We start from the raw sequence: 23362 nt of genomic DNA on the forward strand, positions 1-23362 counted from the left end.
AACTCAGCCTTCGTCTTAATAGACGGCGTCTTAGTGGACGGGTTAGAACCGCTTCCACCGTTCTCGTCAGGTAGGCCCGGCTGATCCACTGGCATAATTGTTTGAGAATCTTTAGCGTCGTTTCCTTCAGGAGGAACAACGGTGATGTATGCGTCTCGAGGTTGCTCTGGGATCGACACCGATTTATCTCTTACGAGTTTCATCTGCTCAAGGTATCTACCTTCAAATCGATAACCCGTAAGTTTTGTGAATTCTTCGTAGCGTCCTGTATAGCCGCTAAAGTTCAAATTGTTGTGTGGATTATTGTACTTTGGATCTAGGCCCGTAATCGTACCGATAGCCTGTGACCTTGAGAGAGCGGCAGTGGCGGTAAAGCTTACTAGATAAACATAATAGTTAGCAGCCGCCTTTTTATCGCCTCGCGCAACCGCACTTTGCATCATCCGTGCGAGTCTGATCACTGGATCATGATACTCCGGACGAAGTTTGAGACGCTTAGCATTCGCTTTGTCATACTTGTTCGACGTGAAAAGGGGAGGTACAAAGCTTGTCTCAATACACCACGCCCAGCCAACATTATTTTCTTTATTGGGAGCATTGTCGGGATGTGGGTCGTTCTCGGGGTCCAGCAATTCGCCAGCCCAAACAAGCATACCCCAGCTAGGATCTTCTCCGAATGTACTTGTGGCACGCTTAGCGTCCTCATTACCCAATTTAGTATTGGGCACAAAATCGGTGGGTTCCGCAGCGCTGGCTCTTTCCGACGGCACGGCGAGCAAAGCCGCGATAACTGCAACTATTGCGAGAATCGCAGTTAAGAGCGCCCACCCCCTTCGGGGCAATCTTCTTGAAATACTCATTATTCCTCTTCACATTTGAAAGATATATTCCGGCTCAGTGGCGATCTCGCTGTTCAAGGCACGATTTCGTAGCTGAGCACACCGCAGCCAATCTCGACTTCAACGCTAAGCTATTGATTAGCCCTATAGTGCATACTGAACACTACCACCATTTAACTATCTGCACTTAATACGTTTTCCAGCGTATGTGTAGGAACAGGCTGCAGTGTTGCCATTGTGAACGGCAGCTGTCAGACGCACGTCAGCCGCTGCCAGAGCACTGTGAACTCTCTGGGAGTAGATTGTGATGTAAAGTTTCCGCCAGAATGTGCAAATATGCACGGGAGTGAGTTGGCGTCTCTTGAATTTCTGAGCGGTGCAGGCCGCCTAATAAAGCTCTGTATGTCTTGATAAAGCCTAGTAGCGCCATGTAGAAGGGCATTAATCCCAACGCGCTGAGCTCGAGGACGGCACTGCGTTTTCGGATTCACCATGCACCTGGTTTATAAGCTCAACACCAGAGATGTCGCTAAGCCTAGTCTTGTTGTGCGCCGAAACGCCCCAGTCTGACCCCCTTGTACCGGAGGGTGCGCCGTTGTCGTGAGTGTCGTGCGGCCATCAGGGCTTCCTACCATGATTTCTGCCACAGCTATCGTCGTGGTCAACACACACGTTTGCTTTTGGTGAAAACCACCATCGTTTTTCGCTCCCCATCATCCGCGTCAGCGGTAACAGCGTGGCCGCCGTGATTAGCGCTTCTTATGGGGACAGGATTCATGTTGAGTTTTCGGGTCTGCGCTTCCACTTTTTCAACTCTTGAGCGGGGGTTCGGGCTTCCGAATTGTGAGTCGCCCTTGCCGGCCTGGCCCTCTGCTTCCTTAGAAGCTGGAGGAGCCACCCGAACCGGAGAAGCCCGAGCTAAAGCTGCTGTTGACACCGCCGCCGCTGCTGCCAGAGCTGGAATCGCGGGCGGCGACGGCATCGTTATCCCAGGTGCTCACGACGTAGAACGGCACGTAGCCGTGGTAGCCGGAACCGGCAAAGAAGTCGGAGTCGTAGATGTGGGTGCGCTCTGGGCGCTCGTCGGCTTCGTTGCGCTTCTGAAGCTGGCTCTGAAGGTGCTCCGACAACAGTGCAGAACGGTCGAGAATCTCCAGGTAGCGCTCCATAAACTGCGGATGATCCGGCTGGTTGGACAGCGCCACGGCGGCATCTTCCAGCTCCTTAGCGTGACGCGCGGCCCCAGAATCAATATCGGAAGCCACATACCCCGCCTGCGCCAGATCCTTGCCCAACTCATAGAGCTCATAGCGGCGGGCATCAACGTCGGCGTTCTCAACGCGGTATAGCTTCTCCAGATTGGCCTCGGCCGTTTCTACGCGCTCACACATGAGTCGTGCCTGCGCGATTTTCTCCTCGCGCGAACGAAACTGTTCATCCGGCGCATCGGCAGGGATTGACATGAAGGAACCAACGGAACGATCAATGGCTAGGAAGTCATCGCGCAGCCCCTCCCAGTCCTCACGCATGCGCTCGTCTACCAAACCCGACTGCAGCGAATGGGCACGGATATCAATGGACTGCAGGCGCTGTGCAACATCGGTGTACGTCTGGGACACATAATCCCAATCCTCACGCGCCTTCAGTGCCTTCTTTTGTTTGCTGCGGCGCACTCCGCCAACCGTGCCTGCAGCAACGCTTCCTAGTGCAAGTCCGCCCACACCGAGTCCCACGGCCCCGCCGACACGACTCGCCTTGGCGCTTTCAAACCGAGCATCGGCGGCACGCTCAGCATCAATTGCGGTGGACGCGCCAGCGAACAACCCGGCGGGGATATTGCCATCCCGCACGCCCGGTTTGATGGCCTCGACGGAGCGGCTCAAATGGCGGTCACCCTTACGCAAATCCAGTTCTGAAGCCACATCCTCGCCCGCGAAGACGAAGGACTGACGCGGGTCAAGGCCCACTCCGATGAACACGTGGCCGTCGGCGAACTTGTCCTTGCCAATGAGCTCTGGATGCTGGTCCCGCAGGTACTCTTCCACAGTGTCGTTGACGTTTTCATGATTCCTGGCGAAAACCACGTAGTGCAGGCCCTGAACCACGTCGGGGGCGGCGATCCGGGAGGCATCGCGAAGCATGCGCTCTTCTTCCTCCGGAGTGAGCACGTCATGGGGATCCATGATGTCCGTCTGCACCATCTGCTGGGCCGGTTGAATGACGTAGTCGGAACGCTCTGGGGCGCCGACGGCTGCAAGGGTTGCCCCGGCGCCAAGCCCACCGAGAAGCAGACCACTAGCTAACGCCATCCCGACGATAGCCCCGACGGACGTCACCTTGGGGCCACGGCTAGCAGCAAACGGCTTGATATCACGGTCCGAAGTCACGATAGTTCTCCAATCCAAGAGCGGGATGACGCCGATTTTACCCCCGAAAACGGGAAACGACGCGGTGCCCCTACAGCAGCCGCGTCGCCCCTATTCCCTATCACTCACAACGGATTGGAGAAACCGTTTGCCTACCCCCTAAGTAGGCTTTGTGAGCGACTCTAACTCTAGCACTATTTCCCCTCGTTGCGATACCTAACTTCGGAAAATCGTAGTATCTTTAGCCGTTGCTCAGCCCGCTCTCACACCGCGAGGCCCTGAGCTAGGCTTTTGTTTCTGGGCGCCGCGAAGAGGGTGCCCCCACAACGCCGATCGAGACGGCGATGATTACCCCCAAAATTGCCATTGCGGCAAAGAGCTGTGGGGAATTCCCCCCATTTCCTGCCACCGTAATGGCGGACGTTGCCCATTGCATGGGGAAAAGATGAACAAGGGCACTCAGTGCCGCATTCAGATCCGTGCCCGTGGACGCCGCCTTCCACGCCCATCCTACGACGCCCACCTGGAGCACGCCGAGCAGGATACCCAGGCCCCACCCCGGGACACCAAGACCACGAACCAGGGCGAACATCGCGCTTGCCGACGCCACCCCGGCCCCCACCGCCGCGAGCACCGCCCAGCCCACGGCAGTAGCGGTCACACCGGTGGCCAGGAGAACCATGAGAAGGGCAACAATCACGCCGATCACCGCCGCGCCGCCAATCAGGGTCACGAGACGACGCTCAACACGGGTGAGCAGGGCACCCAACACACCGCCGCCAAGAACAGCGAGCGCGGCCAGCAGCATCGCCACGATGGGGCTCAGCAGCTGCGCGGGCTCAGAGTGCTGCTGTGCTGGGCCAGCCACGGTGGGCAGGGCGCGCTGTGCACCCTGAACCTTAGTTTTATTCTGCTGGGCCATCCCATCAACCTTCTCGGCACCGGCTACAAGCTCATCGACGCCCTTGAGCGCCTCATCCACCTTGGCGTTAAGCTCACCAATACCGGCGTTAAGCTGCTTGGCACCCTCCGCAGCTTGGTAGACGCCGTCATGATAGGCGTAGCCATTGACCGCCAGTTGGTTTGAAAGCTCACGCGATCCGTCCTTGAGCTGGATGAGCTGGTCCTGGATGGATTGGTCAAACTGGAAATTTTCCACCTGGGCGCGCAGATCACCGAGCTGTGAGCGAATTTCCTTCGCCTCACGGGAGTTGTTGCCCTCAAGATCCTTGACGGTGCCGTCGATAGCTTCGAGGATTTGGCCACGCACCACGCCGAGGCCGACGACTTGATCGACGGCGCTGCCGACGCCGTCGGCAAGCTCGGTGGCGCCATTGCCCAGCTGAGCGGTGCCGGACTGCAACTGAATCAGTCCGTCGTACAGCTCCTGCGAGCCGCCCGCAAGCTGGTCAACACCGCCACCCAGCTCGTCTGCGCCGCCCTTGAGCTCACCGGTACCGTCAGTCAGCTGCTGAGTTCCGTTCGCCAAAAAGCCGGCCTGAGCATTGGCTTCAGTGAGGGCACGGGCGACGTCATAAAGCTCAGTGGGATCAATCGTGCCGTCACTGGGCGCACCGGCCTGTTCCTCCGACCACGCCTGGGCTGGTTGCCACTGGGACGCAGTAGCAACCACAGCGCCGACGATGAGCGGGACAAGGAGGAAGGCGGCGATCAGTAGCGAGCGGGTGCGCCCTGGCTGCGCAGCTTCAGAAGGAGTAGCGAGGCGTGAGGTCATGGTATAGAAACTATCGCCCACGCTGGGAAAAAGGAGTCAGACGCGCGGAAAGGCCCCGCCAGTACCGAGCTGGTCGGTACCTAGCGGGGCCTTTTTAGGGGCGCTTTAGCGTGCGCGCATTAACGCGCTACTTCTTCTCAGCGAAGAGCTCACGCACGCGCTTGCCCAGCTGCGGGGACACAGCGTCCCAGTAGGCGTAGACGCGCTCCTCGGTCTCCGGGGACACACCAGCCATGGCGTTGGTGATGTTGTCCGCTATGCGCTCCTTGGCGCCGTCATCGTAGACATTCTCGTACAGGTCGGTGGCCTGAACAGTGTCGTTGTCCTCGGCGTGGCGGACGTACGGCGCGCGGACCAAGTCGATGCCGGCCGGGTCCGGGTTAACGTAGAGGTCCGTCGCGGTGGTGGTCTCCTGCTCCTTGAAGCGCAGGTTCTCGTCACCGTCCTGGTAGCCGCCGCCCTTGGCGTGGCGGTTCGGGGAGTAGACCGGGTCCTCCGGGTCGTTGAACAGGAACTGCATCGGGCCCTCGTGCTCGTAGGTGTTGACCTGGTTCACGGGCTGGTTGACCGGAAGCTGCTTGTAGTTCGGTCCGATGCGGTAGCGCTGCTGGTCAGAGTAAGCAAAGGCACGAGCCTGCAGCATCTTGTCCGGGGACAGGCCAATGCCCGGAACGATGTTGGCCGGATCCAGTGCAACCTGCTCAATCTGTGCGAAGAAGTTGCGCGGGTTGCGGTTGAGGACGAAGTAGCCGACATCCACCAGTGGGTAGTCCTTCTTGGACCAGACCTTGGTGAGGTCGAACGGGTTGAAGCGGTAACCCTCCGCCTCAGCGACCGGCATGATCTGAACCTTGACGTCCCAGACCGGGAAGTTGCCTTCCTCGATGGCGTTGTAGAGATCCTCACGGTGGTAGTCAGCGTTCTGGCCGGCCATCTCGCCTGCCTCAGCGTCGGTGAAGTTCTCCACGCCCTGGCGGGACTTGAAGTGGTACTTCACCCAGAATGCCTCGCCCTGCTCGTTGACCCACTGGAAGGTGTGGGAACCATAGCCGTTCTGGTGGCGGGTGGTCTTCGGGGTGCCGCGGTCACCCATGAGGTAGGTCACCTGGTGGGTGGTCTCCGGGTTGCGGGTCCAGAAGTCCCACTGCATGTCAGCATCGCGCAGGCCGTTGGTGCCCAGGCGCTTCTGGGAGTGGATGAAGTCCGGGAACTTGATGCCGTCACGGATAAAGAACACTGGGGTGTTGTTACCCACGATGTCGTAGTTGCCCTCTTCGGTGTAGAAGCGCAGCGCGAAGCCGTGAACGTCACGCCAGGTATCCGGGGAGCCCTGCTCACCAGCAACGGTGGAGAAGCGGCCCATCATCGGGGTAACGGTGCCCTTCTGGAAGAGCTTGGCCTTGGTGTAAGCGGACACATCCTCGGTGACGTGCAGCTCACCGAAAGCGCCGTGGCCCTTCGCGTGCGGGGTACGCTCCGGAACGCGCTCACGGTTGAAGTGGGCCAGCTTCTCAATGAGGTGAATGTCATTGAGAACAACCGGACCGTTCTCACCGTTGGTGATGCTGGTATTTTCGGTGGCCACCGGCTGGCCGGACGGGCGGGTGGTGTTCGGGCCACCCGGGGCACGCTGACCCTTGTCCAGTACCTTGTCTGCTGCAGATTCGTTCGAAGCGTTAGTCATTGGGGAATATTCCTCCTAATTTGGTTGATAATTTGAGGATTATTATCAATCTCGGACGTTTCATAGCCTACCGCCGAAATATGACCCCCGCAACAGGTTCACCAAACCGGACGCCACCTCACAGCGATAGCTAAGGTGGCCCACCGCTGCTGGTAGATTGTGGGAGGTGAAACCCCACTCCGAGCGCGATGATACGCGCGTTACCGACCTTGCATTGAAGGCGGGACGCGGCGACCGCGCAGCTTTAACGGAGTTCATTAAGTCCACCCAGGATGACGTCTGGCGCTTGCTTGCTCACCTCGGCGGACCCGACATTGCCGATGACCTAACCCAGGAAACCTACCTGCGCGTCATCGGCGCCCTCCCCCGCTTTGCCGCGCGTTCCTCTGCGCGCACGTGGCTACTCTCCCTTGCCCGCCGCGTATGGGTGGACAACATCCGCCACGACATGGCACGCCCCCGGAAATCTGCCACCGAATATGAGGATGCGGCGGCCCTAGCCCCAGCTCCCGAGAACGCCGGCACGTGGAGCGAATGGATCGACGCACGTTCGCTTATCGACGCCCTCCCCGACGATCGCCGCGAGGCCCTCATCCTCACGCAGGTGCTGGGCTACACCTATGAGGAGGCCGCCAAGATTGCCGGAGTGCGGGTGGGCACCATCCGCTCACGAGTCGCCCGCGCACGAAAAGACCTCATCGACCACCGTGGATAATCGTTACCGAGCCGTTATAAAGTGCAACCCTCGACGTACACACCTGCACAGACACTGAGAACATTACCCTACTGTCACACGCATCACACCGCGTTGAGACCGTTTCAGCTGGAAAATACCTGTCCGCCATGCCTAATGTTTTTCGAGGCACACGTGATAAATCGATAGTCGACCCGGGCCGCGCGGCCTCCGACCGCCCGCATCACGCCTCAAACAGTGACGACCCCCGGCTCGTGTGAGATTGAGAGACCTCTTAACCTTATGTGGAAACGCGCAGTGGCCATTTCTATGGCCTTTATCGGCGTCGTCGTTGGCGCCGGCTTTGCATCTGGACAAGAAGCGATGCAGTACTTTGTGGCATTCGGCAATTGGGGCCTGTGGGGTGTGGTACTTGCCGCAGCCCTCATGCTGATTACCGGTGTTTCGATCCTGCAGTTGGGATCGTACTTCCAGGCTGATGAGCACACTGCCGTCTACGACAAGATCAGTGGCCCGATCATCTCTCGCGTCCTGGACTATGGAACGCTTGCCACGCTATTCGCCATCGGCTTCGTCATGTTCGCCGGTGGTGGCTCTACTATTAGCCAGCAGTTCGACGGGGTCCCCATTTGGGTCGGTGGCGCGATCATGCTCGCCTTGGTCCTCCTCGTCGGCCTCCTCGACGTGGACAAGGTGACCTCCGTCATCGGCGCGATTACGCCGTTCATCATTATCTTCGTCGTCTTTGCCACCGGCTACACCATTGTGGTCACGGATGTGGATTGGTCCTCCGCCAACGAGTTCGCCGTGGCACAGGTGGAAAGCCCAATTGGCAGCTGGTGGCTGGCAGCCCTCAACTACACCGGCCTGAACGTCATGTGTGCGGTGTCCATGTCCATCGTGATTGGCGGCAACATCCTGGATAACCGCGCCGTGGGCATTGGCGGTTTCTTTGGCGGCATCATCTATCTTGTGCTGCTGGCTCTGCTCGTGGTGTCCCTGTACATGGTGGCCCCTGAGGTCAACGGCCAGGATCTTCCGGTTCTCACGCTGATTAACAACGTGAACCCGGCACTGGGTTACTTCATGACCTTCATCATCTACGGAATGGTCTTTAACACCGCCATCGGCATGTTCTACGCCATGGGCAAGCGCCTGACCCGCAAGAAGCCGAAGCTTTTCTACCCCGTCTACGCCGCGGCCTGTGTCATCGGCTTCATCCTGTCCTTCGTGGGCTTTAAGAAGCTGGTCTCCAGCGTCTACCCAATTCTGGGCTGGATCGGCCTGCTCATGATTGCCGTCATGGTCATCAGCTGGATCACGCAGCGCGACAAGATTACCTCTGAGTCCCGCCGTCGTGTGCGCGCCCGCAAGCTGGTGAAGCGCCGTCTGGACCCGCGTGAGCACTTCACCAAGAAGAACGAGCGCGAGCTGCGCAAGCTTGCTGCAGCCTCCAACATGAAGACCGAGGAGTTCGTGGAGACTGTTGCCGAGGAAATCCACGAGGAACTCGAGGCGGATGACGAGATCGAGTACGACCGCGAGGACCCGGATCCGTCCGTGACCTACGTGGAGCACACTCAGCCTGAGGTTCCCAAGAACTAGCAGGGGCTCACAGGACTACGGCTAGAGAGAGCTCGGCGCTCTTATCGGCCCTCGAAACGAAGAAAGTCCGCCGCCAGATAAATTCTGGGGCGGACGTTCGTTGTTTTTGGCTGTCAATAAGGCATCCCGGGCCTCTCGGACCTCTCGGTCCTTTTCGGGCGCACCCTATGGGTGCGGCGTCTTAGACCAGCAGCTCCGCAATCTGAATAGTGTTGAGGGCTGCGCCTTTGCGGAGGTTATCACCGGAGACAACGAAGACGAGTCCCTTGTTGTCCGCGACCGTCTGATCCTGGCGGATACGCCCCACGAGGGAGAGGTCAATGCCGGTGGCAGCCAACGGGGTTGGAACGTCGACGACCTTGACACCGGAGGCATTGGAAAGAACCTCGCGGGCCTGCTCCGGGGTAATCGGCTTCTCAAATTCCGCGTGGACGACCATGGTGTGTCCGGTGAAGACCGGAATGCGTACGCAGGTACCGGAAACCTTCAGCTCAGGGATGCTCAGAATCTTGCGGGACTCGTTGCGCAGCTTCTGCTCCTCATCGGTCTCCTCCGAGCCATCGTCAACGAGGTTGCCGGCCATCGGCAACGCGTTATAGGCAATCGGGGCCACGTAAGGGCCGAGCTCGTCCTCAGAGACGTCGAGCACGGAGCCGTCATGCGCCAACTCCACGTTCTGGTGGCCCAGGGATGCGACCTGCTTGGCCAGTGTCTCCACACCAGCGAGGCCGGAGCCAGAGACTGCCTGGTAGGAGGCCACGCGCATGGTGGTGAGACCGGCGGCGTCGTGAAGCGCCTTAGTGACCGGCATAATTGCCATCGTGGTGCAGTTCGGGTTCGCAATAATTCCCTTGGCAACGTTCTTCGCCTCTTGCGGGTTCACCTCGGAGACAATAAGCGGAACCTCGGGATCCTTGCGCCAGGCGGAGGAGTTATCCACCACGGTGGCACCCGCCTCCGCAAAGAGTGGAGCGTACTGCTTGGAGGTAGAACCGCCCGCAGAGAACAACGCGATATCAATTCCGGCGAGGCTCTCTACGGTCTGCTCCGCCAGATCCTCCACAACAACCTTGTCCTCACGGAAAGTCAGTTCTTGGCCTGCCGAGCGCGCGGAGGCGAAGAAACGGACCGTGTCCGCCGGGAAATTGCGCTCTTCCAGGATGGACCGCATCACGCGGCCGACCTGCCCGGTGGCACCTACAACTGCAACAGTGGTCATGACGTTAACTCCTTGATCCTTAGTGCGTTCTCTAGCGTCCGGTACCAGCGTAGACGGTAGCAATCTCATCGCCACCCAGCTGGAACTTCTCATGCAGTGCGACGGCAGCCTTCTCTAGGTCTGCCTCGCGGGTAAGCACAGAAATGCGAATCTCGGAGGTAGAGATGAGCTCCATGTTGACATCGGCATCACGCAACGCCTCGGTGAAGTCAGCAGTCACACCTGGGTGGGACTTCATGCCGGCACCGACGAGGGAGACCTTGCCCACTTGGTCGTCGTACAGCACATTGGTCCAGCGGCCGTCTTCCTTGAGCTTGGCAAGAAGCTCCATGGCGCGCGGGCCGTCAGAACGCGGGCAGGTGAAGGTGATGTCAGTGGTGCCGGACTCTAGGGAAGAGACATTCTGCAGGACCATGTCGATGTTGATCTCTGCATCCGCAATGACACGGAAGACCTTGGCGGCCTCCCCCGGGCGGTCCGGGATGCCGAGGACGGTGACCTTGGCCTCAGAACGGTCGGTAGCGATGCCGGTAAGTACTGCTTCTTCCACGGGGATATCCTCCATTGAACCGGCGATGAGCGTGCCGGGGTCGTTTGAATAAGACGAGCGAACTCGCATAGGAACGTTGAACGCGCGGGCGTACTCGACGCTGCGCAGAACCAAAATCTTGGAGCCCACTGCTGCTAGTTCCAGCATTTCCTCAAAGGAAAGCTTTTCCAGCTTCTGGGCATTCGGCACGATGCGCGGGTCAGCGGTGTAGACGCCGTCCACGTCCGAGTAGATTTCGCATACATCTGCCTTGAGCGCTGCCGCAAGAGCGACTGCAGTAGTGTCTGAGCCACCGCGGCCGAGGGTGGTGACATCACGCGTGTCCTTGTTCACGCCCTGGAAGCCGGCGACAATGCAAATTTTGCCTTCGTCGAGAGCCTCGGTGAGGCGGCCTGGGGTGACATCGATAATCCGGGCATTACCGTGGCGCTCAGTGGTGAGCACGCCGGCCTGGGAGCCAGTGAAAGAACACGCCTGGGCACCCAAAGACTCCACCGCCATCGCCACGAGGGCGTTCGAAATACGCTCACCGGCGGTGAGCAGCATATCCATCTCACGCTGCGGTGGGACCGGGTTTACTTCAGCGGCAAGGTCAAGGAGCTCATCGGTGGTGTCTCCCATGGCGGAGCACACGACGACGACGTCGTGACCCTGCTTCTTCGTCGCTACAATGCGCTCCGCGACGGCGCGGATGCGCTCTGCGCTTTCGAGGGAGGATCCCCCGTATTTCTGTACGACTAGGGCCACTGATGGTCCCACCTTTCGTTTTCGCGAGGGCCAATACCTGTTCACCGCCCAATACCTATAGACCGGCAGTCAACTCCTTTAGCCTACCGCCCTCACAGCGCGACCGAAACACCAAACGCACTTTAATTCCGGGTAGGGTGGATACGATGCTTTCTAATGTGGTTGCCGTTGCTTTTGCACTGGCCTCGGCGCTGGTCATTGCGTGGGGCACGGTGATTCGTCACCGTATTGTGCTCGACGCCAGCTCCACCAGCGTGATGCGCACTGCACTGCGAACCCCCCTGTGGTGGGTGGGTACTGGCGCTGCTGTGGTGGCGTATGTGTTGCAGCTCATCGCCCTTCATTTCGGAACACTGCTTATCGTGCAGCCCATTCTTGTGCTTTCGCTCATGTTCACGCTGCCGCTTGCGGCGTGGTATTCGCGGCGCCGCATGCCTGCCCGCGAGATCACCTGGTGCGTGGCGCTGACCATCGCCGTGGGCATCCTCGTTGTGTATGGGCGTCCTACCAAGGGCTTGTCGACGCCCACGTGGTCCCAATGGTGGCCCGCTTTCGCCGTCGGCGCCGTGGCGTTGGCCGCGCTGTTCGTCGCCGCCTATAACCGCCCAAAGGAATCCGCCCTGGCGCTCGGCACAGCGTGCGGCATTCTGTATGGCTACGTTGCGCTGGTAGCTAAAGCGGTCGTGGACATCTTTTCCCACGAAGGTGTCGCGGCCATGCTGGGCAGTTGGGAGCTCTACACGCTCATTGGGCTCGCAGGGGGTGGCACGGTCATTCAGCAGTATTCTTTCCACGCCGGCGCCCTCGCGCACTCTTTGCCGGCTATGACCATCATGGAACCCATCGTGGCCTTCGGCCTGGGCTACTGGGTGCTGGGAGAAAAGTTCCAGGTGAACTCTAGCGTGGGCTGGTGCGTCATGGGCGGCTCGTTGGCCATCATGGTTATCGCCACGGTTGTCCTGTCGCGTCTTCCCGTCAACACCGGCACGGCTCGACGCACCGATCAGTCACCGCGCTAGATAGCCCACTCAAACACGACAATCATGTAGGCGGAAAACCACGCCGACCAGACGACCCATGCTGCACTACCCAGCCAGGACATGCGACGCGGCAGCGCAACTACAGCACGCACCGTCCACGGCACAAGGAGCAGCGCGACGGGCAGCAGCAAACGAGGACGCGAGTGCATAATTCCGTCTGATAACAGGACGTTCGCTGCAAGAGCTGCGCTAAACCACCACGCCACCGGGTTCGCCTTGCCCCAAGACGCCACAATGAGGACGACCGTACCCAAGATGACGAGCACGGAGAGCAGATATCCCACATTGTTGTTCTTCGTCAGGGTTTCCCACACAAAGGTCGCGGTGGCAACTCCACCATCGAAGGTGGAGTGCCAGTGTTTGGTCTGTATTCCGAAGTAGCCGCCCACATCTGCTAGGTAGCGCTGTGCCCACAGCAGGTAAGCAGGCAGCGGAAGCGCAGCGATGATGAGGCTCACCCACGCCTGCCATGTCCGGCGACCGTAGATGAGCACCCACAGACCGAAGACAGCAAGAAAGTCCACGGAGGTTAACCGGACAAAGGACAGGAGGAAGCCCAAGGCACCGGCCCACCACCAGGCGCGCTGGTCCAAGGCCACCAACCCCCACACCACGAGCGCACCAAACAGCGCCTCCGTATAGGGCATGGAGAACACGATAGACATCGGCGCGCTCGTCACCACGAGTGCCGCCGCCACTTGGCCAGCGCGGCCAGCGCCAATCCGGCGCGCCAGCACCATGACACCCGCAGCCATGACCGCAGTAAACACCGTATTAATAAGAAGAGCCGAAAGCTCCAGACTTAGCCCTGTCCAGCCGAGCGCGCGCAGCACCATGGGGAAGCCCGGAAAGAAAGCCATGGTGGTTTCATGGATCGGACCATCGGTGGTGATGTCAGCATCAAAATAGCCAACACGAGCGATTTCAAGGTAGTACTTGGCGTCCCACGCCAGCAGCTGATCCCACAGTTCACGCTCATGAACCGAGCTCAGAAGACGCAGCACTCCGATGCGCACGGCTGCACCAATGACAGCAACGGCAACGGCCGGAAGAATCAGGGCAATGTAGCCGAAGCCAGATGTAGCCTCACCCTTTTCGGCCCGCTCCTCACCTTCCCCTTCACCATGTTCGCCGCCCTGCCCGTCACGTTGCTCAACACCACAGTCTTCATCCCCCGGGTGGAGCTCGGGAGGGGTGCCGACAAGCGCGGATTCACGCTCCGATTCCGCCGCATTCAGATCGAGTTTCTCTTCAGTCACAATGAACATCGTAACCACCCTCACCCAGATCCCAACATGTGAAATCGGTTGCCACAGAGTGAGAGGCGCTGTATTGTGGCTCACATGACATTGCGGCACACCCTTCTCCTTAGTAGCCGCGGCGGGATTTAGGTTCGTATTTCACGGCCAGCGCCCCGTCGCGGAGCGCGGTGATGCTTAGCCCACCGCAGCTGGCCGTCAGCACACACAGCCACAGCCCCAAGGAAGAGAAACCTCCATGTCCCCCAACGATTCTTTTATCTCCGCTCCGCGTGACATCACCACCCCCAACGGCCCGCGCAATGAGAACCAGCCCGCGTGGAACAAGCAGCGCGGTTCCTCCATGCCCGTAGGGCGCTACCAGAACTTCGCACAAGAAGTTGAGCCCGTAGAACTGCCGGATCGCACATGGCCAGATAAGAAGATTACGGTTGCCCCGCAGTGGTGCGCCGTCGACCTGCGCGATGGCAACCAGGCCCTCATCGATCCAATGAGCCCAGAGCGCAAGCACCGCATGTTCGACCTGCTGGTGAAGATGGGCTACAAGGAGATTGAGGTGGGCTTCCCGTCTGCGTCCCAGACGGACTTCAACTTCGTGCGCGAGATCATTGAGGGCAACAAAATCCCTGATGATGTCACTATCCAGGTCTTGGTCCAGGCGCGCGAGCACCTCATCCGCCGCACCTTTGAAGCCTGCGAAGGCGCCAAGAATGTCATCGTGCACTTCTACAACTCCACGTCCAAGCTGCAGCGCCGCGTGGTTTTCCGCAAGGACCGTCCCGCCATCAAAAAGCTGGCAACGGATGCTGCGGAGCTCATCAAGGACATTGCCAAGGACTACCCGGACACCAACTGGCGGTGGGAGTACTCTCCGGAGTCCTTTACCGGGACCGAGCTGGACTTTGCCGTAGAGGTGTGCGACGCGGTTGTGGACATCATGGAGGCCACCCCAGAGAACCCGATGATCATCAACCTGCCATCCACGGTGGAGATGATAAGCCCGAATGTCTATGCCGACCAGATCGAGTGGATGCACCGCAACTTTGCCAAGCGCGATTCGATCATCATGTCCCTGCACCCGCACAATGACCGCGGTGAAGGCATCGCTGCCGCCGAGCTGGGCTACCTGGCCGGCGCCGACCGCATCGAAGGCTGCCTGTTCGGCAACGGCGAGCGCACGGGCAACGTGGACATCGTCACCCTGGGTTTGAACATGCTCACCCAGGGGGTGGACCCACAAATCGACTTCTCCGACCTGCCCAAGATCCGCGAAACCGTGGAGTACTGCAACCAGCTGCGCGTGCCGGAACGCCACCCCTATGGTGGCGAGCTCGTCTTCACGGCGTTCTCCGGCTCTCACCAGGATGCGATCAACAAGGGGCTCGACGCCCTGGCCCAGGTGGTCCGTCCGGGAGCGAACAACACCGACGTGTCGTGGGAGGAGCTGCGCGAGACCACGTGGGAGGTTCCCTACCTGCCCATCGACCCAAAGGATGTCGGCCGCGACTACCAGGCTGTTATCCGTGTGAACTCGCAGTCCGGCAAAGGTGGCGTTGCCTACATCATGAAGACCGACCACGGCATCAACATGCCGCGCGCAATGCAGGCAGAGTTCTCCTCCGCCGTGCAGGCGGTGACCGACGCCGAGGGAGGCGAGGTTAACTCCAAGAACATGTGGGATATCTTCGCCACCGAGTTCCTGGATCGCACTACCCCGCTGGAGCTGGAGTCTTTCCACGTTGATAACTCCACGACGGATTCTGAGGACGCGAAGGTAACGGCCACGATCACCTATAACGGCGAGAAGCACGTTGTCTCCGGCAGCGGCAACGGCCCGGTGGCCGCTTATGCCAACGCCCTGGAAGGCGTCGGCATCGACTTCGAGGTCATGGATTACTCCCAGCACTCTCGTAGTGCTGGTGATGATGCCGAGGCGGCCTGCTACATCGCTGCGGAGGTCAACGGTACCCACGTTTGGGGTGCTGGAATCGCAGGCTCGACCACGCGCGCTTCCATCAACGCGATCACCTCAGCCATTAACCGCGCCAACTAACACTCGTTAACGGCACACAAGTACAGACATCCCCCGCCCGTCGTCCTAGCCCCGAATATCGGGATAGCACGACGGGCATAATGCTTTTCCTAGCGCTTGCACCTACCCCTATCGCGGATTGTATTTATATCTTTTATATTCGACGCTGGTCCCCTCCAGAGCACACCTATGCAATATTTTTTGTCATCGTTACGGAATGTGACATTGTGCAGGACACGTCAGCTTGTCCGCAGAACGTTTCCCCTGTATGGTGAATACACACAGACAATTTTGAAAATTTTTTTACCATCTTTTTAAGGGATATGTCCCGGCTGCAACTCAGCGCCTTGGTGCCCGCGCCGACACACACTCTTACTCTCGTCGCCCGCACCGTGCGCTCGAGCCAGCCACGAAGGCGAGCATTATGACGGTCACCAATTATGTGGTTCCCCACGCGGGCTTTGGTGATCCCCGCCACCTCACCGTCCACAATGTAAACCCCGATCTTTTCCTTGAATTGCTCGCTGAGGCAGGGGACTCTCATCAGGTCACGGTGACCTTATGCGGCCACTCCAGTTCTGGTTTCAGAGTACGCCACGACGACACCGTGGTGGGCGTGGTCTCTGCGGCCCAATCCGCCGACTATGGCGAGCTGGATTGGGTGATGCTTGCTGGGTTGAGCCCACAGGTTACCGCAATGGTGAGCCTGTGCCTGGACTGCGAGGATGACACAACTCCTGTCGTCGAAGTCCTCCTTCCGGAGCCCGGCTTGTGCGTACCTAGCAACAACCCGCCCGCTGATCGCTGGCACCTGCTCGAAGGTGACACTCCCCTACGCATCACCGATTTTGAAATTTCTGACGATGCACTGTCGAACCATTCCGCTCACCTGCTCGTGCGGGTGGAGAACAAACGCGGTTTGTTCCAGCACCACATTCAGGTCTTCGCGGATACAACACTCATCGCCACGATTCCTTATGAAGAGGCCGAGTGGCTTGCGCATGCCATCACTAACGTCAACCGCGAGGACCTGGTTGCCGTAACTCGTGCCTACTATTCGGTGGACAATGGCACGCCTACTCTTACCCTCTTCATCCCAAATGACACGACCAGTGGCTCTCCATTTTTGAAGACCGCGGGCGCTCTCGCCGCCGCTACCGCAGGTGCTGCCGTTGCCGCTGCTCGTGCTGAGGCCAACGGGGCTAGCTCCCCCACCCCATTTGCTGGTGCATCTCCGAGCCCGCATTCTCCCGTTATTTCGCTGAACTCCATGGGTGATGCCGCGTCCACGGCCTCCTTTGGCTCTAAGTTCGCGGCAGCGAGCACTGGGTTGAAGCTCGCCTCTGCAGCCAGCGTTGCCATCATCATCGGCGGCACCGCCAATTTTACCGCCTCATTGGTTTCCCTCAATTCCTCCCAGGAGCACATCACGGGCTCGGCTCTGGAGGTGTACAACAATCCCCACATCAATCCTCGTGCGGCCGATGACGAAAACACCGCGGACTCCACCGGCGTGGAGGGCCCCGAGTGGTCAGAAAAGAGTGCAGTGCTGGGCGTGGACTCGGAGCTGTTGTGGGATGGTCCATCGCCTCTGCGTGACGTAGTGTCCCAAGATTTCAGGAATACCTCCGCTGATGAATCCTCCGATTCTGCCACGGCAGCAAGCGACAGGGCCGCTGACACTACTGCGCTTGTCGACGTCCCCCGTGGCACCGCCCAAGCCACCGGCGCTGGCGCTGCCCCAGAGCGCAACGACCGCGGCGCGCACCGCGAAGGACGCACGTCCCCGACGTCGAAAGCCACCGAAGCCCACACGTCTCCGCGCCGCACTGCGACGCAGGACGCTCCTCGCCGCCGCGAGCGTCTCGGCGCAGAATCAGATTCCGCGCCCATCCGCGACTCGGGTTCTGGCGCCGCCGCCACCGCTGCACGGCCCACCCGCCAGGCACAACCGAAGCCCAGCGTAACGCGCAAGCCAATGCCAACTGCCCAGGCAAAGCCGACTCCGCCGAAGGCCACCACACAGCCAGCGCCGACGACAACTCCGCGCGCAGCTGCCTCGCAACCGACGTACGCTCCGCAGCCACGCCCGACGTCTGTTCCATACGTTCCGCAGCCCACGCCATCTGCCCCCACTGAGCAGGATCGTTCGGCACCTAAGGAGGGCCAGATCCTCGTCCCCTTCGTACCAACACTCCCCCCTCACGGATCGGGCACTGACGAGCCAGCTCCGGAGATTCCCGAGGATGTCACTGTCATTCCAGCCGCGCCTCTCGAACCTGCTGCAACGGTCGAACCGTCGACACCCGTCTCAACACCACAGGAGCCGACGCCGGTCCCCAGTGCGGCAGAGGAGCCGACGCCAGCCCCCAGTGCGGCAGAGGAGCCCACGCCGGTCCCCAGTGCGGCAGAGGAGCCCACGCCGGAGATAGAGCTTACGATAGTGGTGGAGCTTACGACGGTGGTGGAGCCAGAGGATGATGAGCCGAGTCCGGAGCCGCATCCACTGCCGCAGCCGGAGGTCGATGAACCGGCCAAAAAGCCAGGAAAACCGGCTAAACCGGACAAGCCACAGTGGATTCCTCCGGGCCAGCTCAAGAAGATGGAGAGGGAAAGCAAGCCCTCCCCTGCCTCACCGAGCCGCTAAGAGTGTGCCCTTTCCTCGTTCCCTAGGACCGGGTACTAAACTGTGAACAATGACTACGACACCCGGCCCCACCGAACCTCCAGCGCACCACAGCGCTGGGGGAGCTGCGGCCGTGGCGTCGCCAAGCACAGGCGCCCCGAAGCCCGGCCCGCGTCCTCAATCCACGGAGAAGTCCACGCCCGCCAAGGGCAACAACGCCTCTCGGGACACCGCCCGTGAGGAAGCACTGGCAGCGTTTCCCTATGTCGCGCTGACGATTCAGACCACGGGCATTCACCCGTCAACAGGAAATCTGCTCACCGTTGATGCGCTGACGCTGAATGACGATGGGGAGGTCGGCCAAGAGTTCCACGCCGTCATCAATCCCGATGGTGACCCGGGCCCACGCCACCTCCACGGACTAAGCGTGGAGGAGATTAAGGCCGGACAATCCTTCTCCTCGCTGCTCAAGCCACTTGACAGGCTTATTGACGGCCGCACACTCATTGTGCACGACACCACCTTCACCTGGGGTTTCATCGTGGCGGAAGCCCGCCGAGCGATGACCGCAGCCGCGCGTCAGAACCGCGCACGCAACCGAAACCGCAACAAGGGTCGCCGTCGCCGCGTCAAGGTGGGCCACGTACCAACCCCGGTGAGCATCATCGATACCCTCGCCACGGCGCGCCGCCAAGGCGTGTGGGGCACGGATATCCGTCTGGCGGCTGTCGCCCGCGCTACCGGCCTGGACGTGGACTCCCCCACAGCCACGGTCGAGCGCGCCCAGCGCCCGGAGAAGGAAACGTCCCGTGAGGCCACCCGCCTGCTCGTGTCGCTCTACCGCGCGCAGCGCGACGGCATTGTGAGCGCCGCATCCCCTGAGGAACTGCGTGCGGATCGCTTCGGCCTACAGCGCTCCCATGTGCGCGTCGACGCCGCCGAAGCACCCCGCCAGCACCACAACCCCGGCCCCTATGTGCCGGGCAAGGAGCTCATTCGTGGCATGGAAATCGTGGTCGCCCCAGAGATCACCGAGGATCCCGATACCATCATCGCGGCGCTCGCGCGCGAGGAGCTCAACTACTCAGAAAAGCTCACCCGGGAAACCTCCCTCGTGGTCTGCAATATCACCACCGACCTCGTGGGCAAGCCCATGCATGCGCACCGCAAGGACATCCCCCTGATGTCCGATACCGCCTTCCTTGCCGCACTCGAGCGCATCGAAGACGCCCAAGAGCCAGAAGAATCAGACACCAGCTCCGGATCTGGTGGAGGAAACAACGGCCAGCGGGCCAATCACGGCGGCTCTGGCGGGAACACTAGCCGTAACCGCTCCAGCAAGAACCGCCGCCGCTCGCGGCGGAAATCTTCCGGCAACGGCCAGGGCGCAAAGAACAAGAACCAGAGCCACAAGAACTCCCAGGGCAACTCCGGCAACAACGGTTCTGCGTCCCACCAGGACAACGCTGCGTCCTCCAACAAGAACAACAAGAGCGGCAACAACTCCAACCATAAGAGCGGCAACAACACTGGCCGCCGTCGGCGCCGCCGCGGTGGGCGTGGCCGGCGTGGGCAGGGCGGCCAGCACCAGCCGAACCAGCAAAACTCGGGACACAACCGCTCCCGCACCACCGATAACTAGCGTCCCCCGACTACCCTGGGGAACATGAATTTTAACTTCCGAAGCGCGCTGAAGTCAGCGCGCACCGCGGTGGCCACAACTGCTGCATCGCTGGCCACCACCGCCTCGCGCGCTACCGGCCGCGGCGCCGGCGGCATGATCGGCGGCCTCATCGCCGGCGCCATTGACCCCACCATCATGCAGAACTTGGCCAGGCAGCGCCCATCCATTTTGGTGACCGGTACCAACGGTAAGTCCACCACAACCCGCATGCTGGCCGCGGCAGTACGCACCGAGCACGCCGTGGCAACCAACGATGGCGGCGACAACATGGACGCCGGCATCATCTCCGCGCTCCTCGCTGGAAAGGATGCAAGCCACCTCGTGCTGGAGGTTGATGAGCTGCACGTTCCGCACGTGGCAGATAACCTCAACCCCACGGCACTGGTACTGCTCAACCTCTCGCGTGACCAGCTGGATCGCGTAGGCGAAATCAACAAGATCGAGCGCGCCCTGCGTGGCGCGGTAGAGGCGCATCCCGACATGCTCGTCGTCGCCAACTGCGATGATGTCCTCATGACGTCCGTGGCCTATGACGCGAAGAACGTCATCTGGGTCTCCGCGGGGGCGGGCTGGATGGGTGAATCCGTGACCTGCCCGCGTACCGGCGGCCACATCGTTCGCGATGGCGAGGACTGGCGCGCGGTGAAGCCGCTGCCCGATGGGCGCGATTTCCGCCGCCCCACCCCCACGTGGGCGGTGACGGAGGAAGGAATTGTGAGCCCTGGGGGCGTCGATAAGCTCAGGCTTGCTCTCCCCGGGCGCGCCAACCGCGGTAATGCCGCACAAGCTGTTGCCGCCGCCGTCGAGGCTTTCGGTGTGGATCGCCACAAGGCCATTACCGCTGCTGAAGGCGTCGACGATGTGGCCGGACGCTACTCCACCATCACGCTGGGCAACCGCACTATTCGTCTGCTTCTGGCCAAGAACCCGGCCGGCTGGCAGGAGGCGCTGTCGATGGTGGACCGTGATGCTGATGGCCTGGTCATTGCCACCAATGGCCACGTCGCAGACGGCATCGACATGTCCTGGCTGTGGGACGTGCGCTTCGAAGATTTCGAGGGTATCGCCGTCAAAGCTACTGGTGAGCGCGCCGCAGACCTTGCCGTGCGCCTGGTGTATGCGGATATTTCGCACGAGCTTATCGACGACCCCCTCACCGCCATTCAATCCTGCCCGGAAGGACGCGTCGAGGTCCTGGCCAACTACACCGCCTTCCGTGATCTGAAGAAGGCACTCACCGCCGCAGTAAAGGAGCACGAGAATGACTAACCTGCAGATTGGTCTCATCCTTCCGGACGTTCTGGGCACCTACGGCGACGATGGCAACGCCCTCGTCCTGCGCCAGCGCGCCCGCATGCGCGGTTGTGAAGCAGAGATTGTGCCCATCAAACTGGGCGAGCCGGTTCCGGATTCCCTCGACGTCTACACCGTCGGCGGCGGCGAAGACACAGCGCAGATTCTTGCGGCGGAGCACCTCATTGCTGATGGGGGCCTTAGCCGCGCTGCCGCTTCCGGCCGCCCCATCATGGCTATTTGCGCAGGACTTCAAGTACTCGGCGAGTCTTTCCGCGCGTCGGGCCGCGTTGTCGATGGTGTGGGCCTTCTCGACGCCACCACCGCCTCCATGACCGAGCGTGCCATTGGTGAGGTCGCTTCCAAGCCAACGAAGGCTGGCATCACTGCTGAACTCACCGAGCCACTCAGCGGTTTTGAAAACCACATGGGCGCCACCATCCTTGGCCCCGCTGCCCAGCCGTTGGGCAAGCTCACCCGCGGCACCGGCAACGCCGACACCGCGGCCACCTGTGATCTGTCCGACGGCGCTGCACAGCGCGCCGCCGAGGGTGCGGTTCAGGGCAGCGTCATCGCCACCTACATGCATGGCCCGGTTCTCGCACGTAACCCGCAGTTGGCTGACCTTCTTCTGGCCAAGGCACTGGGAGTGGCCCTCAGTGAGCTTGAGCCGCTTGACATTCCTGCCATCGACCGCCTGCGCACCGAGCGCTTCAACGCCTCGGAGCCGCCGCGCTCCCAGCGCTAGAACGCGGGGCAACGTGGGGGACGGTGTCCCCCGGCTACACCGTCAGGCGGCCGCTGAGCGCGCGGGAAAGCGTGAGTTCATCAACGAACTCAAGGTCACCACCCAGCGGCATGCCGGACGCCAGCCTGGTGATTTTCAGCCCTGGGAAATCACGAAGCAGACGAACGAGGTAGGCCGCCGTCGCCTCGCCCTCCGTATTGGGATCGGTAGCGAGGATAACTTCGGTGATTTCGGGTGTGTCATCGTACAGCGGTTCCTCAGGGGTGGAATCCGCCAGCTCACGGTCCGGCAGCACGCCACCAAGGCGCTGCAGCAGCTGAGAAATGTTGAGATCCTTCGGCCCCACATTCGCCAGCGGGTCCAAAGCACCGCCCAACACGTGATAGCGCCCCTCATATTCGCCGGTGCGCTCGATGACCTGAATGTCCTTGGGCTCTTCCACCACACAGATGGTGGAGGCATCGCGCTGCGAGTTAATGCAGATGCGGCACACCTCCTCGCGGGAGATGTTGCAGCAGATGCGGCAGAAGGTCACGCCATCGCGCACCGCGCCCAGTGCCTTCTGCAGGCGGTCAATGTCCTCTGGGTCCTGGTGCAGCACGTGGAAGGCAATGCGCTGTGCCGACTTTGGCCCAATGCCAGGCAGGCGCGAGAACTCATCAATGAGATCCTGCAGTGGTCCTTCAAACACGCAATGCTCCCCTTCACGTCACGGTCCCCAACCTAGGTGGCTGGGGATAAACAAAAGGCCGCGCCGCCCTCTGTGGGGAGAGCGACAACGGCCTTCAAGTCTAACGCGCGGCTTACTGGTTACCGCCGAAGACATCCTGGAAAGAAGGACCATCGTAGTCCTGCTGGGACTGGCCCATGCCCTGGGACAGCGGACCAATCTTCTCCTGTGCCAGGCGGCCAGCGGCGGCGTGCGCCTCCTTGAAGGCACCCACGATGAGGTCCTGGAGGGTCTCAATGTCGTCCGGGTTAACCACGGACTTGTCAATGGTGACGTCCTGCAGCTCTGCGCCACCGGTCATGGTGACCTTCACCAGGCCGTTGCCGGCGGTGCCCTCGACGGTGGCGGCCAGGATTTCTTCCTGCGCCTTCTGCAGCTCTGCCTGGACGCGTGCGGCCTGCGCCAGGATGTCGTTCATGTCGTTTGCCTGCTGCATCGGATCGTTCTCAGTCATGCTAAAAGTCCTTTCACACGGTTATTTTCGCTACCCGACAAGTGTACAGATGCCGCG

General features: G+C 60.7%; 16 protein-coding genes and 1 pseudogene. 8 read left to right on the forward strand and 9 right to left on the reverse strand.

Going from position 1 to position 23362, the window contains the following annotated elements; all coding sequences use genetic code 11:
• The 4 genes and pseudogenes from HMPREF3149_RS11905 to HMPREF3149_RS11920 form a co-directional block, all read right to left on the reverse strand.
• Positions 1-860 (reverse strand): annotated as a pseudogene (locus HMPREF3149_RS11905) (adhesin); the annotation flags it as partial.
• 857 nt (positions 861-1717) lie between these two features.
• Positions 1718-3226 carry a DUF5129 domain-containing protein gene (locus HMPREF3149_RS11910; RefSeq protein WP_070538399.1) on the reverse strand — a complete coding sequence of 503 codons (1509 nt, stop codon included), beginning with the start codon at positions 3224-3226 and terminating at the stop codon, positions 1718-1720.
• A gap of 262 nt (positions 3227-3488) precedes the next feature.
• On the reverse strand, positions 3489-4940 hold the full coding sequence (locus tag HMPREF3149_RS11915; RefSeq protein ID WP_070538401.1) for a hypothetical protein: 1452 nt from the start codon (positions 4938-4940) through the stop codon (positions 3489-3491).
• Positions 4941-5067: 127 nt separating this feature from the next.
• On the reverse strand, positions 5068-6624 hold the full coding sequence (locus HMPREF3149_RS11920) for a catalase (protein ID WP_070538403.1): 1557 nt from the start codon (positions 6622-6624) through the stop codon (positions 5068-5070).
• A 166-nt stretch (positions 6625-6790) separates the two neighbouring features.
• On the opposite strand from HMPREF3149_RS11920, the gene HMPREF3149_RS11925 reads away from it, so the two are divergent.
• Together HMPREF3149_RS11925 and HMPREF3149_RS11930 are read left to right on the forward strand one after the other, a co-directional pair.
• Entirely contained in the window at positions 6791-7339 is a 549-nt protein-coding gene (locus HMPREF3149_RS11925; protein WP_070538405.1) for an RNA polymerase sigma factor, read from the forward strand.
• A gap of 261 nt (positions 7340-7600) precedes the next feature.
• On the forward strand, positions 7601-8923 hold the full coding sequence (locus HMPREF3149_RS11930; RefSeq protein ID WP_042528927.1) for a YkvI family membrane protein: 1323 nt from the start codon (positions 7601-7603) through the stop codon (positions 8921-8923).
• Positions 8924-9104: 181 nt separating this feature from the next.
• Here HMPREF3149_RS11930 and HMPREF3149_RS11935 read toward each other — a convergent pair whose 3' ends face one another.
• Both HMPREF3149_RS11935 and HMPREF3149_RS11940 read right to left on the reverse strand, forming a co-directional pair.
• Entirely contained in the window at positions 9105-10142 is a 1038-nt protein-coding gene (locus tag HMPREF3149_RS11935; protein WP_070538408.1) for an aspartate-semialdehyde dehydrogenase, read from the reverse strand.
• A gap of 31 nt (positions 10143-10173) precedes the next feature.
• A complete protein-coding gene (locus HMPREF3149_RS11940) occupies positions 10174-11439 on the reverse strand; it encodes an aspartate kinase (RefSeq protein ID WP_070538410.1) in 1266 nt (421 codons plus the stop codon).
• A 146-nt stretch (positions 11440-11585) separates the two neighbouring features.
• Between HMPREF3149_RS11940 and HMPREF3149_RS11945 the strand changes: the two genes are divergently transcribed.
• Positions 11586-12458, forward strand: a complete 873-nt coding sequence (locus HMPREF3149_RS11945; RefSeq protein WP_042528920.1) for a DMT family transporter — start codon at positions 11586-11588, stop codon at positions 12456-12458.
• Here the strand turns inward: HMPREF3149_RS11945 and HMPREF3149_RS11950 are convergent.
• Positions 12455-13738 carry a mannosyltransferase family protein gene (locus HMPREF3149_RS11950; protein WP_246820010.1) on the reverse strand — a complete coding sequence of 428 codons (1284 nt, stop codon included), beginning with the start codon at positions 13736-13738 and terminating at the stop codon, positions 12455-12457. The genes HMPREF3149_RS11945 and HMPREF3149_RS11950 overlap by 4 nt on opposite strands.
• A gap of 238 nt (positions 13739-13976) precedes the next feature.
• Between HMPREF3149_RS11950 and leuA the strand changes: the two genes are divergently transcribed.
• From leuA to HMPREF3149_RS11975, 5 genes are all read left to right on the forward strand, one after another.
• Positions 13977-15791 carry a 2-isopropylmalate synthase gene (gene leuA, locus HMPREF3149_RS11955; RefSeq protein WP_070538412.1) on the forward strand — a complete coding sequence of 605 codons (1815 nt, stop codon included), beginning with the start codon at positions 13977-13979 and terminating at the stop codon, positions 15789-15791.
• A 403-nt stretch (positions 15792-16194) separates the two neighbouring features.
• Positions 16195-18417: a hypothetical protein gene (locus HMPREF3149_RS11960; protein WP_070538415.1), complete on the forward strand. Its 2223-nt coding sequence runs from the start codon at positions 16195-16197 to the stop codon at positions 18415-18417.
• A gap of 49 nt (positions 18418-18466) precedes the next feature.
• Entirely contained in the window at positions 18467-20038 is a 1572-nt protein-coding gene (locus tag HMPREF3149_RS11965; RefSeq protein ID WP_070538417.1) for a DNA polymerase III subunit epsilon, read from the forward strand.
• 24 nt (positions 20039-20062) lie between these two features.
• A complete protein-coding gene (locus HMPREF3149_RS11970) occupies positions 20063-21349 on the forward strand; it encodes a Mur ligase family protein (RefSeq protein WP_070538418.1) in 1287 nt (428 codons plus the stop codon).
• Positions 21342-22121 carry a type 1 glutamine amidotransferase gene (locus tag HMPREF3149_RS11975; protein ID WP_070538419.1) on the forward strand — a complete coding sequence of 260 codons (780 nt, stop codon included), beginning with the start codon at positions 21342-21344 and terminating at the stop codon, positions 22119-22121. Before HMPREF3149_RS11970 ends, HMPREF3149_RS11975 begins: the two co-directional genes overlap by 8 nt.
• Before the next feature lie 34 nt (positions 22122-22155).
• Here the strand turns inward: HMPREF3149_RS11975 and recR are convergent, their stop codons facing one another.
• Positions 22156-22812, reverse strand: a complete 657-nt coding sequence (gene recR, locus HMPREF3149_RS11980) for a recombination mediator RecR (RefSeq protein ID WP_039673215.1) — start codon at positions 22810-22812, stop codon at positions 22156-22158.
• Positions 22813-22924: 112 nt separating this feature from the next.
• Positions 22925-23305, reverse strand: a complete 381-nt coding sequence (locus tag HMPREF3149_RS11985; protein ID WP_042528907.1) for a YbaB/EbfC family nucleoid-associated protein — start codon at positions 23303-23305, stop codon at positions 22925-22927.
• Between the last annotated feature and the right edge of the window lie 57 nt (positions 23306-23362).

Source organism: Corynebacterium sp. HMSC05E07 (assembly GCF_001807225.1).
GTDB classification, from domain to species: domain Bacteria; phylum Actinomycetota; class Actinomycetes; order Mycobacteriales; family Mycobacteriaceae; genus Corynebacterium; species Corynebacterium singulare.